The 13,736-nt window shown below is 74.2% G+C and carries 8 protein-coding genes; 1 reads left to right on the top strand and 7 read right to left on the bottom strand.

The features are described 5' to 3' along the window. The 5 genes from KMS84_RS18285 to KMS84_RS18265 all read right to left on the bottom strand — a co-directional run. Positions 1-1,315: beta-ketoacyl [acyl carrier protein] synthase domain-containing protein (locus tag KMS84_RS18285; protein WP_438818951.1), on the bottom strand; the 1,315-nt coding region annotated here is incomplete at its 3' end. A 118-nt stretch (positions 1,316-1,433) separates the two neighbouring features. Beyond that, positions 1,434-1,877 carry a hypothetical protein gene (locus KMS84_RS18280; RefSeq protein ID WP_256917308.1) on the bottom strand — a complete coding sequence of 148 codons (444 nt, stop codon included), beginning with the start codon at positions 1,875-1,877 and terminating at the stop codon, positions 1,434-1,436. A 203-nt stretch (positions 1,878-2,080) separates the two neighbouring features. Continuing rightward, a complete protein-coding gene (locus KMS84_RS18275; protein WP_256917307.1) occupies positions 2,081-4,882 on the bottom strand; it encodes a helix-turn-helix transcriptional regulator in 2,802 nt (933 codons plus the stop codon). Between the two features lie 208 nt (positions 4,883-5,090). Beyond that, complete coding sequence (locus KMS84_RS18270; RefSeq protein ID WP_256917306.1) at positions 5,091-7,904, bottom strand: AAA family ATPase; 2,814 nt, start codon at positions 7,902-7,904, stop codon at positions 5,091-5,093. Between the two features lie 240 nt (positions 7,905-8,144). Continuing rightward, entirely contained in the window at positions 8,145-8,915 is a 771-nt protein-coding gene (locus KMS84_RS18265; protein ID WP_256917305.1) for a thioesterase II family protein, read from the bottom strand. A 375-nt stretch (positions 8,916-9,290) separates the two neighbouring features. On the opposite strand from KMS84_RS18265, the gene KMS84_RS18260 reads away from it, so the two are divergent. Next, on the top strand, positions 9,291-10,406 hold the full coding sequence (locus tag KMS84_RS18260) for a methylmalonyl-CoA mutase family protein (RefSeq protein WP_256917304.1): 1,116 nt from the start codon (positions 9,291-9,293) through the stop codon (positions 10,404-10,406). Between the two features lie 326 nt (positions 10,407-10,732). Here KMS84_RS18260 and KMS84_RS18255 read toward each other — a convergent pair whose 3' ends face one another. Together KMS84_RS18255 and glyA are read right to left on the bottom strand one after the other, a co-directional pair. Then, positions 10,733-12,112, bottom strand: a complete 1,380-nt coding sequence (locus tag KMS84_RS18255; RefSeq protein WP_256917303.1) for an MraY family glycosyltransferase — start codon at positions 12,110-12,112, stop codon at positions 10,733-10,735. Positions 12,113-12,296: 184 nt separating this feature from the next. After that, positions 12,297-13,535 (bottom strand): serine hydroxymethyltransferase, encoded by a 1,239-nt coding sequence (gene glyA, locus KMS84_RS18250; RefSeq protein ID WP_256917302.1) that lies wholly within the window; start codon positions 13,533-13,535, stop codon positions 12,297-12,299. Positions 13,536-13,736 lie beyond the last annotated feature (201 nt).

Below are 13,736 nucleotides of genomic sequence, written 5' to 3'. Positions count from 1 at the left end.
CGTCGGGGGTCTGTCCGGGGGGCGCGGCGGTCGGTTCGGTGAGGACGACGTGGCAGTTGGTGCCGCCCATGCCGAACGAGCTGACGCCGACGACGAGGCGGCCGGAGCGCTCCGGCCAGGGCCGCAGCGCCGTGTTGACCCGCAGCCCCCACTCCTCCAGGGGGATGGCCGGGTGGGGTTCGGCGAAGTGGAGGCTGGCGGGGATCTCCCGGTGGCGCACGCTGAGGACGGCCTTGAGGAGGCCGGCGATGCCGGCGGCGCCTTCGAGGTGGCCGATGTTGGTCTTCACCGAGCCGACGAGCAGCGGCCGGTCCGCGGAGCGCGCGCCGCCGAGCACGGCGCCGAGGGCGGCGGCCTCCACCGGGTCCCCGGCGGGGGTTCCGGTGCCGTGCAGTTCGACGTACGCGACGGCGTCCGGGGAGATCCCGGCCTGTGCGTAGGCGGCGGTCAGCACGGCTTCCTGACCGTCGCGGTCGGGCACGGTCAGGCCGTCGCCGCCGCCGTCGTTGTTGACCGCGCTGCCCGCGAGGACGCAGTGGACGTCGTCGCCGTCCGCGAGCGCGTCGGCCAGCGGTTTGAGGACGACGACGCCGCCGCCCTCGCCGCGCACGTAGCCGTTGGCGCGGGCGTCGAAGGTGTGGCAGCGCCCGTCGGGGGAGAGCGCGCCGAAGCGCTCCATCGCCACCGTGCTGTCCTCGGCCAGGATCAGGCTGACCCCGCCGGCCAGCGCCACGGAGCACTCGCCGCGGCGCAGGCTCTCGGCCGCCAGGTGCACCGCGACCAGCGAGGACGACTGGCCCGAGTCCACGGTGAAGCTCGGGCCGCGCAGGCCGAGCGTGTAGGAGACCCGGTTGGCGATGATCCCCCGGTTCAGGCCGGTGGCCGTCTCGGGGGTGGCGGCGTGGGATCCGGCGGCCCGCGACAGGGTGGCGTAGTCGTCGGCGACGGCGCCCAGGAAGACGCCCGCGTTCTCGCCGTCGAGACGGGCGGGGAGGATGCCGGCGTCCTCCAGCGCCTCCCAGGTCAGTTCCAGGACCAGCCGCTGCTGCGGGTCCATCGCGGCGGCCTCGCGCGGCGAGATGCCGAAGAACGCGGCGTCGAAACGGTCCACGGAATCCAGGAAGCCGCCCCGGCGGGGGGCGTAGGGGCGGTCCGCCGCGGGGGCGCCGACGGCTTCCGTGCCGTTTCGCAGGAGCCAGCGGAACTCCTCGGGACCGGCAGCGCCGGGAAGTCGGCACGCCATTCCCACTACGGCTATCGGCCAGGTGGGTCGTGTCCGGAATTCAGCGGCCTCTGACTCGGATCCACCCGCCATGTGTTTCCCTTACCTCACTAGGAATACGCGGAGCGTTTTCAGTGCGGCGTATGCGCAGGCCGCAGCACATTCCGAATATCCGGCCGCCTCGCCCCTAGCCTCAACCACTACCCGACCCCTAGGGGCCTCGGCTGGGCTGCCGGGTGCGGGGTTCCCGTCCGGAAATGCCGAGCGGCGGCGCACCCCCGGGGGGTGCGCCGCCGCTCGGTCCGTGCCGGCCTCTCTCACCAGGCGACCGGGGCCTGCGCGGCAGGGTCTCCAGGGCGGTCCGCAACGACCGTCTCGTCCCGGTCGGCGGTGGAGAGCATGCACAGCACGCCCTCTCCGGCCCGATGGTCTGCCCGCCGATCTCCCCGTCCTCCAACGCCACGCGTCCGACGCCGTTGTGGACGATCGTGAGGTGGCGCAGCAGTTCCTCCACGGCGCCTTTGACGTGTGCGGGGTCCCCGCCCAGCCTGGCCGGACCGCCGGGGTGGCTCAGCAGCGCGAGCGTGGACGGGGCGAGCATGCCGGAGGTCGTCTCGTGTCCGGCGAGCAGCAACAGCAGGGCGGTGCCGGCCACTTCGTCGGCGGGCAGTTCATCGCCGGTGGAGAGGTCGCTGATGAGCGCGTCGTCGGGCGCCGGGGCCGCGCCTGCGCGCCCCGGCGCCCGGCGGCCGTGGCCCCGCGGGGACGCGCCGCCGTGATCGTCACCGACTGTCCGGTCGCCCGGCCCCTGGGCGCGACCACCAGCCGCCCCCTGACAGCGGGCGGCGCCGCGCGCGGCTACCCCGGTGCGGAGGCCGCCGCCGCCAGGTTCGTCCCGGCGAGGAGGTCGCCCAGGTCGCTGCGGTTGCGGACGCCGAGCTTGCGGTAGGCGCGGGTGAGGTGCTGTTCGACGGTGCTCTTGGTGATGAACAGCTTCCGGCCTATCTCGCGGTTGGAGTGCCCGAGGGCGGCCAGCGCGGTGACCCGGCGCTCCGCGGCCGTCAGGCTCGCCGATCCCTGGTCCTCGCCGGCGAGGCCGTCGGGCTCGCCGGTCCGCTCGGGCCCCTCGTCCTTGAACAGCTTGCGGAACAGGGCGTGTCCGCCGCAGGCGTCGGCGACGTCGCGGGCGTGCCGTGCCGTCAGCCGGGCCTTCGCCGGGGCGCCGACCTCGTGCAGGACCTGGCAGCGGTCGGCCAGGGCGCGGATGAGCTCCACCGGGTCGCAGGAGTTCTCCAGCAGGGTGACCGACTCGCGCAACAGGGCGGGCCGCTGGCCGAGTTCGCTGGTGGCCGCGAGGAGCCGCAGGGACACGCCCCTGGCCCTCGGGGTGGAACCGCCGGGTCGCGTCAGCTGCTCCCGGACCAGGGTCCGTGCCTCCCGGGCATGGCCGAGGGCGAGGTGCGCCTGCGCCGCCGAGGTGCGCCAGGGCAGGAACGTGGGCACGTCCATGCCCCACTGCCTGGCGAGGTCGCCGCAGGTCAGGAAGTCGTCGAGGGCGGCGGCGGGGCGGTCGACGGCGAGGTGGTAGTGGCCGCGGGCATGGGTGTAGAGCAGTCCGTGGCGGGTCTGGAACATGCCGTCGGGCACGTCCTGGTTGAGCCAGGCCCCGGCCGTGCCGCTCATGCCGGAGGCCGTGGCGGCCTGCACCAGCGCGGCCAGCGGGGAGCCGACCGCCACCCCCCAGCCGGGCCGGGAGATGGCCGACAGGGCGCCGCGCGCGTGCTCCTGCGCGGTGTGCGGTGCGCCCAGACGCAGCGCGATCTCGGCGCGGACGGCGCCGAGGACGGCCATGGAGGTGCCGGTCGAGCGGTCGCCGGCCTGTTTCAGCAGCGCCTCGCACCAGTACAGCGCCCGGTCGGCGCGGTCGGCGTAGAGCAGCGCCAGCAGGGCCGCTTCGAGGGCCTCGACGGTGGTCTCGCCGTACCGGCAGCCGCGCAGGATCTCCTCGGCCCTGCCGACGGCCTGGTCGCCGGGCCCGTCGGACAGGACCTGGCCGAGCACCTCGGCGGCATAGGAGGCGGGGCTCGCCCGCCGGGGCCGCGGCGGGCGCGGCAGCCCGGCGTCGGGGTCGTCCGTGTCCAGCGGCGGGCAGGTGTGCCGCAGCCAGTGCCGCACGACGTGGAGTTCGGCCGCCGCGTCGGGGTCGTCCGGGCCGGCCCGCTCGGCGAGGGCCCGCAGACAGCGCGCGGCCCGCGGCGACCGGTCCTGCCAGACGAGGTGGCGGACGACCCGGGCGCCGTCGGCGCTGCGCAGGTTGCCCTGTTCGAGGGCGTCGGCGAGTTCGTCGAGCCAGGGTCCGACCAGGCGGGGGTCGATCTCCCAGCCGATCACGACCCGGGCCATGACGACGGCGGCGCGCTCGTGTTCGGTGGCCGCGATCTGTCCGGCCAGCCGCAGGCAGTCGAGGCTGAACTCCGTGCTGCCGTCCCGCATGGCCTGTTCGGCCGCCAGGAGCAGGATGCGCCCGGCCCACGGTTCGCTCTGCGGGGCGGCGAGCAGATGGCGGGCGACGACGGTCGCGGGCGCGCCGTCCATGCGCAGCAGCCGGGCGGCGCGCCGGCGCAGTTCGGCCCGTGTCTCGACGTCGACGTGTTCCAGCAGGGCCCGGCCGACGACGTCGCCGCGCAGGGCGCCGCCGTCGAGCAGTCCGGCCGTGTCCAGGGCGGTCATGACCCGGGCCACGGCGTCGGCGCCCCGGTCGACCAGGCAGGCGACCAGCGCGGGGGTCGCCGAAGGACCGAGGACGGCGAACCCGCAGGCGACGTCGAAGAGGACGGGGTCGTCGCGGTAGGCCCAGGCGAGCGCCGCCTTGGTCAGGGCGGCGGGCGGGGCGGAGCCGGGCTCCTGGTCCAGCCGGTGCGCGGTGCGGTGGTCCTCCAGGAGCGCCTGGACGAGGAGGGGGTTGCCGCCGCTGACGGCGTGGATGTCCGCCGCGAGCGGGGCGGTCCCGGCCTCCTCGGTCAGGGGGGCGACGAGCTGGGCGACGCCGGCCCGGGACAGCGGCAGCAGCGCCGCCCGCCGGCACTGGGGCAGCCGCAGCAGTTCGGCCTGGAAGGAGGGGGAGAGCGAGTCGGGGCCCGTGGGCTCGGTGAGCACGATCGCCACGGGGGCGGTCCGCAGCCGGCGGACGAGGTGGAGCAGGAACCGCAGGGAGGCCGTGTCGGCGAACTGCGCGTCGTCGACGGCGATCACCACCGGTCGCCGGCGGAACTCGCGGCACAGCGCGTCGAACAGGCCGTCGGCGTCGAGGCCGGGCGCGGTCTCGGCGTCGACGCGGGGCGCGGTCTCGGCGTCCCGCGCTCCGATCGCCCGGGCGAGGCCGAGGGCGGCGTCCAGGCCGGAGTGCGGGGGGAAGAGCTGTCCGACGACGCCGTACTCGACGTCCTTCTCCGCGGACGATCCGGTGGCGGCGCACACCCGGGCGCCGGTGTCGGCGGCACGGCGCAGGAAGGCGTCGAGCAGGGCGGTGCGGCCCACGCCGGGTCCCGCGTCGAGGAGCACCACGCCCCCCTCGCCTCTCGCGGACCGGGCCAGCACGTTCGTGAGCAACGCCATTTCCTCGGCCCGTTCCACCAGTTCCACTCGTCTACCCCGCTTCATCAGGAATTCATCGAGCGATCCGGTTTTCCTCTTCCAGGCCGTCTCGATCGGGCTGATTCGAGGCTAGCGATCGGCGACCACTCCCCCAACCCCTATATCCCCGACCCCCCTAGTGACGTTTTCCGGCGCACGGAAATGCCCGGCGGGGCAGGAATCCTGCCAACGATGTCACCCCGCCGGGCAAAGAGTCTTCCAAATGCTCGGGACTTCAGACCTGGACGCCCGCCCGGAATTCCGAGATCAGTTCCTCGCGTCCGTTGATGTTGAGCTTTCGGTAGACACGTGTCAGATGCTGCTCCACCGTGCTCATGGTGATGTGCAGCCGCCCGGAGATCTCCCGGTTCGTGTGTCCGCCGGCGGCCAGGCCGGCCACCCGGCGTTCCGACTCGCTCAGGTGCTCCCAGCCGGAGCGCCGGCCGGGCGGCTCGGCGACGACCCGCTGCACCGGCACCTCCGGCGTGCCGTGCGCGCCGACCCGGTCCCGGGGCGTCTCCAGGCCGCAGCTCTTGGCCAGCAGCCGCGCCCGCCGCAGGACGCCCGCCGCCTGCCGGGCCTGCCGGGCCTGCCGGTAGGCGTCGGCCAGGTCGAACAGGGTGCGGCACAGTTCGAGCGGGTCGTCGGCCCGGTTCAGTTCGACGGCGGCCCTGTTGAGCAGGGCGACCCGGGCGCCGCGCTCGGCGGCGAGGCCCTGAAGGCGCAGCGAGATGCCCCGGACGCGCGGCGGCCCGTGCTGGACGAGGGCCAGTTGCTCCGTGGCCATCCGGTGGCCCTGGTCCCGGTCGCCCAGGCGCAGCAGCACCTCGGCGGTGTCCGTGCGCCAGGGCAGCAGGGCGGGCCGGTCCGTGCCCCACCGCACGGCGACCCGGCCCACTTCCCGGAAGTCCCGCAGGGCGGCGTCGTACTGACGGGTGGCCAGGCAGTACAGGCCGCGGGCCCTGAGGTAGTGGAGCCAGTGGACGGTGTCGGGCAGGGAGTCCGCCACGGGACGGCTCAGCAGCCGTGCGGCCTTCGCGTGGTCCCCGCGGGCGACGTGGACGGTCACCAGCCGGGCGACCGCCGCCGCCTCGAAGGCCGACCGGTGCCGGTCCGGCAGGAGCGCGAGACAGCGGTTCGCGTCGCGTTCGGCCTCCGCCAGGTCGCCGCCGTGCAGGGCGCCCTCGGCGCGCACGGCCGCGAAGGCCGCCTCCCAGCCGGGCGCGTCGCGCACCGCCGCTTCGCCGAGGAACGTGTCGCACCAGTGCAGGGCCCGCCGCACGGCGCCGAGCGCGAGCAGGGTCCGGATGGCGTCGACGACGAAGTCGAAGGTGGTGTCGGTCAGCTGGGTGATCTCCAGCAGGCCCTCGGTGCCGGCGATGTGCCGGGCCTCGCGGCCGGAGGACGGGCCGCCGAGCCGGGCCAGGACGCCGGCCCGGTCGGCGGGCGGGCGCGGGCCGGGCGGGTCCGGCCGGACGGAGCGGCCGCCCACCTGCCAGGCGCCGCGGCGCGCGAGGGGATCGTGGCCGTCGTCGGCGCGGGCGCGTTTCCCGTCGACGGGCCGTCGGCCCTGGTCCAGCAGGGTGCGCGCCTGTTCCAGCCGGCCGTGGGCGAGGAGCAGTTCACCGAGTCCGCCGGCGTCCGAGGGGTCGACCCGGCCCGTCCTGAGGACCCGCAGCGCGTCGTCGACGTGGCGTTCGGCGTCGGCGACGCTGATCCGCCGGGCGACCGAGCCGAGCCTGATCTTGATTTCCGCGCGCAGCAGCGGGTCCTCGCTCGCGGAGTGGGCCAGTTCGAGATAGGACACGGCCCGGCCCGCGACGTCCTCCAGCAGCGCCTGTTCCGCGGCCTGCCGGAGCACGCCGACGGCCCATGCGCCGTCGGCCTGCCCGGCGCTGCGGAGGTGTTCGGCGGCCAGGGCGGGCGGGGCCCCGGAGGCGTGCAGCAGCTCCGCGGAGCGCCGGTGCAGCTCCAGCCGGTGGGAGGGCTCCAGGGAGTCCAGGACCGCCCGTTTCGCCGCCGGGTGCTGGAAGGAGGTGCCCGACACGATGCCGGCGCCGCGCAGGGCCTGGAGGTTCTCGGTGAGTTCGGCGGCGGAGATGTCGAGCAGCCGGGAGAGCAGGTTGTGGCTGAACGACCCGCCGAGCACGGCCAGTCCGGCGGCGACCTCGCGCACCTTCTCGCCGCTGCGGTCCAGACAGGCGACGACGGCCCTGCCGTACTCCTGCCCGGCCCTCGGCGTCACGGCCGGGCCCGCGGGCGGCGCCTGGGAGGCCCCGGGGCCCCCTGAGGGCCGTAAGCCGGTGGAGTCCGGCCAGGTGTCGCTCAGCAGGGCGCGCAGCAGCAGCGGGTTGCCGCCGCTGATCTCGAAGCACCGCTCGGCGGTGTCGGCGCTGACGTCGGCGTGGCCGAGCTCGGCGAGGAACGCGGTGATGCCCCGCACGTCGAGCCGGGCGAGCGGCACCCGGTCGAGGTTGGGCTGGCGCAGCAGTTCCGCGTGGAATCCGGAGCCCACGGGTTCGCCGACGAGCGGCCGGGTGAACGCCAGCAGCACCGGCACGCTGCAGCAGTGCCGGGCCAGGTGGAGCAGCTGGCGCAGGGAGTCGGCGTCGCCGTGGTGCACGTCGTCGACGGCCACCACGACGGGCTCGCGCCGGGCGAGCGTGCGGACCTCCGTGCAGAAGGTCCGCATCAGTTCGTACCAGGCGGCGTCCCGGCGTGCCGCGTCCCGGCCGTCGTCGCCGATCCGGCGTGCCGCGGCGTCGCCCATCGTGTGGAAGCGCCGCACGAGTTCGTCCGGGAAGGGCGACCCGTTGACGAGGCTGCGGATGACGCTGAGCGGAGTGTCCTTCTCCTCGGCGATCGCGGTGGTGTGCAGAACGGTCAGCCCGAGCGACTCGACATGCCGTACGAGTTCACCCAGCACCTCGGTCTTGCCGCAGCCCGCCGAGGCCTCGACGAGCACCGTCCGCGATCTGCCGGTGGAGCGGACCGAGTGGAAAGCCGCGTGTATTCGGTCGATGTCCTGGCCTCGCCCAATCAGCACCATGAATTGCGGAACACCCCGTATCACTCAGAACAATTCAGAAGCCGCGGCGCATATCGGGAGGAATTTCCTTTTCTTGGCTGTTCACCTCTCAATAAACGCCAAATACCTGCACGATTCAATCATCAGATGACCATAAATGTCAACATGCGAAAGGCTTCGGACAGCTAAGGTATAGATTCAGCCACCGGCCATGACAGGTCGACAGGAAAAGGAAGAGGAAAACAAGAAGGCGGTAAGCGCTTAAATAGCCGGGTGCGAATTCGCATCCGTCACGCGGGCGATCGCCTCGATGACGCGGGGGGCCTGCTCGTTGAGGTAGAAGTGCCCGCCCGGGTAGCTGTGCAGAGTGAATCCGCCGCTCGTGTGGTCCGCCCAGGCCTGCGCCTCGTCGCGGCTCACCCGCGGATCGTCCACCCCGAAGTGCGCCTGGATCGGCGCCGCGAGCCGGGCGCCCCCGGTGTGCCGGTACGTCTCGGCGGCCTTGTAGTCGCTGCGCACCGCCGGGAGCACCATCCGCAGGATCTCCTCGTCCGCGAGCACCGCGGACTGCGTCCCGCTCAGCGTCCTGAGCTCGGCGATGATCTCGTCGTCGCTGCGCAGGTGAACGCTCTCGTCACGGTGGCGCGACGGGGCCCGGCGGCCGGAGGCGAACACGGCCAGCGGCACGACTCCCGCCTTCTCCAGTCGCACACCCACCTCGAACGCGAGACTGGCGCCCATGCTGTGACCGAAGAGCACCAGAGGCCGGTCGGCCACCGGGAGCAGTTCGGCCGTCACCGCGTCGGCCAGCTCGGCGATGGTGTCGATGCATTTCTCGTGCCTGCGGTCCTGCCGGCCGGGATACTGCACGGCGAGCACGTCGACCGCGGGGCTCAGCGCCTTGGAGACCGGCAGGAAGTAGGGGGCCGACCCACCGGCGTGCGGAAGGCAGACGAGTCTCGTGGCCGCGGTGGGCGCCGGGTGGAATCGTCGGATCCACAGGTTCTCGTCGACGCGGTTGGCACTCACCATAGAACCTTTCGTGCAGGTGACCGTCGGACTGCGACCCGTAGGCCATGTCGTCTCGAACCCCATGCTTCGCGACCCCTAATGGCCCCCACAACCCCTAATCGAACGCACACCCCCCTACCCGCCGGGCCCTGCCCCGGACCGACCGTGACCGCCCTCACTCCGAAAGTCCGTTCGGGGTGAGGAATAGGGGTTCCGCCACTCGGGGCGGTCGATCAGGCTGGAACGCACAGGGCCGCCGCGGACCGGCGGCGCGGGCCCGGGAGGGGGCGGATTGAGCCAGGACCGACCGAGCGCCCGACTCCCCGCCCAGCCGATCGCGATCACCGCGGCGGCCGTGGCCGGCGCCGCCCGCCTCCGGCCCGCGCCGCCCCGCCCATGAGCGTCCCCGGGGCCGCCGAGGTCAACGCCGCTTTCCGGCGGCGGGTGGAGGCCGGCGCCAGGACCGTGCCCGTGGTGTTCGACCTGGCCACCCGGGCCGGCCTGGACTCCGACGCGTCCGGCGCGCGGGGCCTGGTCGGCCGCTGCGGGGTGCCCGTCGACTCCATCGACGACATGCGGGTCCTGTTCGGCGGACTCCGACTGGGGCGGATCTTCCCCACCCTGGCCGCCGACGCGTCGGCCGCGCCGCTGCTGCTCCTGTACCAGCTCGTCGCCGAGGAGCACGGCACACCCGCCCGCCGGCTCACCGGGGCGGTCCGCAACGACGTCTTCCGCGGCCTCCTCGACCGCGGGCCCGGCGCACTCCCGCTCCGGCCGAGGCTGCGGCTGGCCATGGACGTCGTGGCCTACGGCCTGGCCGAACTGCCCCGCTGGCAGTGCCTCTCGGTCTGCGGGCACCGGCTGGCGGGACCGGGCGCCGACCCCGCGCTGGAGATCGCCCGCACCGTCGCGGGCGGCGTCGAGTACCTGCGGGCGGCCGTCGCGGCGGGCCTGGACGCCCACGCGGTGGTCCCCCGGTTGAGCATCTGCCTCACCGCCGGCGCCACGGCCCGCGAGAGCCGGGCGAAGCTGCGCGCGGCACGCGGGGCCTGGGCCCGGACCACGCGCGAACGGCTCGCGTCCGGCCTGCCGTCGCCCCGGCTGTACGTCCGCCACCCGCGGCTCGCCCCGCCCCCGGCGCCGCTCCGCCCGCGCCCGTCCGCCTCTGCCATCGAGACCGGCGCGCTCGCTCTGCTCGCCCGGACGGACCGGCACGGCGGGACGCTCACGCTCCTCGGGCTCGACGGCGGAGCCGCCCGGCCGCCGCGCCGCCCCGCCCCGCACGCGCACCCCGCCGCCGACGCGCTGCGCGCCCGCCAGAGCGAACGGCTGGCCAAGCTGCGCGCCTGGCGGATCCAGAGCACCGTGGACGAAGCCCTGCGCCGCCTGTACGACGCCGCCGAGAGCGATGACAACGTTCTCTACCCGATGAAGGACGCCCTGGCCGCACGAGCCACCGTGGGCGAGGTCTGCGCCACCCTGCACACAGCCTGGGCCCCGGGCCTGCGCTGAAGCCGGGCCTGAGCTGAGGCCGGCCGGAAGGGCTGGGAGGCCGCGGATGTCCCGCCGGGCCCACGGTCGTGCGGCTCCACGCCCCGCTCCTGAAGCCCACCGGGCCCCGCGGGCCCACCCGGGTGACCCCGCGGGGCTACCGGCCTACCGGGTCTCTCCACCCTTGCCGGTCCCACCCCATACCTGACGCCCCGACCCGAGACCTGTCGGCCCGACCCAGACCGGCCGGCCCGACCCGAGACCTGACGCCCCGAACCGGGCCTGCGGTCCGACGCGGGGCCCGTAGAACCCCGGCCCGGTGTGACGTGAGGCCGGCGAGCCGAGGTCTATCGGGCTCGTTCGCGTCGTCCCGCGTGTTCGCGCTCCGCGGTGCGCGCCCGCGCGGTCAGCTCCGACAGGGCGGTGCTGCCGTTCAGCTTGCGGTGCGGGCCCGGCTCGCGGGCCGGGCCCGGCTGCGGCGTCCGCTCGACCGTGGCCGTGCCCACGCCCACCGGACCGGCGGCCGCGGCCGCCACCGCCCCGCTCCGCGCCTGCGCGCGCCGCCGCCGGTAACGGGGCGGGACGAACGCCTCGGCCCAGCGGGGCGTGCGCGGCGTGAAGCGCGGCAGCAGAAGCAGCCCGAGGCCCACCGCGCTGAGCGCCACGACGCCGAGGACGATCCACATGGAGGCCGAGTTGACCGAGTAGGCCAGCGCGCCGAACGCGATGAGCGCCGACCAGAAGTACATGATCAGCACCGCGCGGCTGTGCGAGTGGCCGATCTCCAGCAGCCGGTGGTGCAGATGCCCGCGGTCCGCCGCGAACGGCGACTGGCCGCGCCAGGTGCGGCGCACGATCGCGAGGATGAGGTCCGCCGCCGGGATGGCGATGATCGTCAGCGGCATCACCAGCGGGATGTACACCGGCACCATCTGGTGGACGGCGTTGCGCTCGGAGCCGGAGAACAGCTTCATGACGTCCGGGTCGACCTGCCCCGTGATGGAGATCGCGCCCGCGGCCAGCACCAGCCCGATCAGCATCGATCCGGAGTCGCCCATGAAGATGCGGGCAGGGTGCATGTTGTGGGGCAGGAAGCCCAGGCACATGCCCATCAGGATCGCCGCGAACAGCGTCGCCGGGGCGGCGGCCTCGATGCCGTACGAGTACCAGATGCGGTAGGCGTACATGAAGAACGCGGCCGCCGCGATGCACACCATGCCGGCGGCGAGCCCGTCGAGGCCGTCCACGAAGTTCACCGCGTTGATGGTGATGACGACCAGCGCCACCGTCAGCAGGGTGCCCTGCCACTGGGTCAGCGCGACCGTGCCGACGAGCGGGATGGGCAGCCACAGGATCGTCAGACCCTGCATGACCATGACGCCGGCGGCGATCATCTGGCCGCCCAGCTTGATCAGCGCGTCGATCTCGAACTTGTCGTCCAGGACGCCGATCAGCCAGATCAGCGCCGCGCCCGAGAGCAGGGCGCGCGGCTCGTTCGACTTCTCGAAGACCTCGTTGAGGTTGGTGAGGTGGTCGGCGACCAGCAGACCCGCGCACAGGCCGAAGAACATGGCGATCCCGCCGAGCCGCGGAGTGGGTTCCCGGTGCACGTCACGGGCCCTGATCTCCGGCATCGCTCCGGCCACGATCGCGAACTTGCGTACCGGCCCGGTCAGCAGATACGTCACCGCGGCCGTGATGCAGAGCGTCAGCAGGTATTCACGCACGGGCTTCCCCACAGGTCTCGCTGGCCATCTCAGTCCCACACCCTAGCGATCGTCTGCCTCACGGCGCATATGTGTGAGGACTGCCGGGTAGTGACGATGGTTTCACGTGAGCCTGTGTGAGGGGGCGCACGGGGTGTGCACGAGAGGGCGCGCACGGGTGCGCACCCGGCACGCCTACCCCGGTTCAGCCCGGATACGGCGGAAACGCCAGGGTGAGCTCGCGCACCTCCTCGCGGGCCGTCTTGCCCTCGGTCTCCCCCCGCAGCACCGCCGCCAGCAGCGCCGCGATCCGCCTCGTCTCCCGCTCCCCCATGCCCTGCGTGGTCAGCGCGGCGGTGCCCAGCCGCAGGCCACGGGCGTGTGCGTGCGGCAGGGCGCAGCAGTCCAGCACCATCCCGGCGGCGGCGAGCAGCCCCCGCGCGGTGCGGCCGTCGACGCCGAGGGGGGAGGGGTCGGCCGTGATGAGGTGGGTGTCGGTCCCGCCCGTCGTGACGGCCAGTCCCTCACTCTCCAGAGCGGCGGCCAGCACCCTCGCGTTGGCGACCACCTGATGGGCGTACGCGCGAAACGCCGGTGTCGCCGCCTCGCCGAACGCGACCGCCTTCGCGGCGACGGTGTGCATCTGCGCACCGCCCTGGGTGAACGGGAACACCGCCCGGTCCACCCGTTCGGCCAGGTCCGCGCCGCAGAGGATCATGCCGCCCCGCGGACCGCGCAGCACCTTGTGCGTCGTGGCGCAGACGACGTCGGCGTACGGCACCGGGCTGGGCGCCGCTCCCCCGGCGACGAGACCGATCGGGTGGGCGGCGTCGGCGATCAGATAGGCGCCGACCTCGTCGGCCACCTCGCGAAAGAAGGCGTAGTCGATGTGGCGGGGGTAGGAGATGGACCCGCACACGATCGCCTTGGGCCGGTGACCGCGGGCCAGCGCCCGGACCTGCTCGTGGTCGATGAGACCGGTCTCCGCGTCCACCCCGTAGGCGACGAAGTCGAACCAGCGCCCGGAGAAGTTGGCGGGCGAGCCGTGCGTGAGGTGTCCGCCGTGGGGCAGCCCGAGCGCGAGGACGGTGTCGCCGGGCCGCAGGAGCGCCGCGTAGGCCGCCAGCACGGCCGAGGACCCCGAGTGGGCCTGGACGTTGGCGTGCTCGGCCCCGAACAGAGCCGTGGCGCGGTCCACGGCGATGCGCTCGGCGACGTCGACGATCTCGCATCCGCCGTGGTGACGGGCCCCCGGATACCCCTCCGCGTACTTGTTGGCGAGCGGGGAGCCGAGCGCGGCCAGCACGGCGGGCGAGGTGAAGTTCTCGGCGGCGACCAGTTGCAGCGTCGACGCCTGCCGCTCCCGTTCCCCGAGGAGGATCTCGGCCATCTCGGGGTCCTGCCGGCGCAGGACATCGGTCTCGGGGACATGGGTGACCGACATGGTGCGCTCCGGGGCGTCGACGGTGACGTACGTCCAATGTAGGCCCGGCCCGCACGACGCGCGCGACCTCCGCACCCTCCCGGGCCCCGCCCGCTCCCACCCGGACGCACCCCCCGCGCGGACCGCCCACGACGACCCGCCGACCCCGGCGCGACGACCGCGACGACCGACGCGACTCCGCCCGGCCGCCGGCGTGCGGCC

Origin of the sequence: Streptomyces hilarionis, assembly GCF_024539675.1 — a bacterium.
GTDB classification, from domain to species: domain Bacteria; phylum Actinomycetota; class Actinomycetes; order Streptomycetales; family Streptomycetaceae; genus Streptomyces; species Streptomyces hilarionis.
This window is presented reverse-complemented; position numbering and strand designations above follow the sequence as displayed.

Bases quoted from the DNA above. Each gene is read 5' to 3' on its own strand.
- KMS84_RS18265 (WP_256917305.1), bottom strand. From the start codon at position 8,915: ATGGTGAGTGCCAACCGCGTCGACGAGAACCTGTGGATCCGACGATTC.
- KMS84_RS18270 (WP_256917306.1), bottom strand. From the start codon at position 7,904: ATGGTGCTGATTGGGCGAGGCCAGGACATCGACCGAATACACGCGGCT.
- glyA (WP_256917302.1), bottom strand. From the start codon at position 13,535: ATGTCGGTCACCCATGTCCCCGAGACCGATGTCCTGCGCCGGCAGGAC.
- KMS84_RS18275 (WP_256917307.1), bottom strand. From the start codon at position 4,882: ATGAAGCGGGGTAGACGAGTGGAACTGGTGGAACGGGCCGAGGAAATG.
- KMS84_RS18260 (WP_256917304.1), top strand. From the start codon at position 9,291: ATGAGCGTCCCCGGGGCCGCCGAGGTCAACGCCGCTTTCCGGCGGCGG.